This window comes from Pigmentiphaga daeguensis (assembly GCF_039523035.1).
Classification (GTDB): domain Bacteria; phylum Pseudomonadota; class Gammaproteobacteria; order Burkholderiales; family Burkholderiaceae_B; genus Pigmentiphaga; species Pigmentiphaga daeguensis.
In genome coordinates this window covers 1-803 of the sequence record NZ_BAAAEN010000083.1, presented here as the reverse complement: position 1 = coordinate 803, position 803 = coordinate 1, and the positions used below count along the sequence as shown (strand labels likewise).

At 65.6% G+C, this 803-nt stretch carries 1 protein-coding gene; it reads right to left on the bottom strand.

The genetic code is table 11. The annotated features are described in order from the left end of the window. Positions 1-21 precede the first annotated feature (21 nt). Positions 22-803 (bottom strand): IS66 family transposase (gene tnpC, locus ABD104_RS30225; RefSeq protein WP_343928890.1); only part of this gene is annotated, 782 nt, incomplete at its 5' end.

Below are 803 nucleotides of genomic sequence, written 5' to 3'. Positions count from 1 at the left end.
ATCACGCCTTGACGACGGCAATCAGGTGGCCGGTGTCCACCGATGTGGCAGCAGTTCGGCGATCCGATTGTTCCTCTGCGTTGTCAGCCGCGTGAGCACGTCCTTCAAGTAGGCATACGGATCATGCCCGTTCAGGCGTGCCGACTGGATCAGGCTCATGATGGCGGCCGCGCGCTGGCCGCCGCGCAGCGACCCCGCGAACAACCAGTTCGCACGTCCGACCGCCCAGGGACGGATCTGGTTCTCGACCCAATTGTTGTCGATCGGCGCGTGGCCGTCGTCTAGATAGCGCGCGAGTGCCTCCCAGCGTTTGAGGCTGTAGTCGATGGCGCGAGCCGTGCCGGATCCGTCAGGCACGCGCTGGCGCTGCGCGATCAGCCACCGGTGCAGCGTCTCGGCGATCGGCCGCGCGCGTTCTTCTCGCATTCGCTGCCGCTCGTCGGCGGGCAGATCAGCCACGTCGCGCTCGACACCATACAGGGCGCCGAACAGTTCCAGCGCCTGGCCGGCAATCTGGCTTTGGTTGCTAGCATGCAGGTCATGGAATTTGCGACGGGCATGGGCCATGCAACCCAGCTCCGTGATGCCGGCCGCGAACCCGGCCTTGTAGCCGACGTAATCGTCAGTCACCAGCTTGCCGCGCCAGTCGTCAAGGAACGTGCGGCAGTGCTCACCGGCGCGGCTGGGGGTGAAGTCATAGACCACTGCGCGCAGGCTGTCATAGGAGGTCGGCGTGTAGGCCCACAGGTAAGCCTTGTGCGTCTTGCCCGCCCCGGGCTTGAGCATCTGCACCGGCGTCTCGT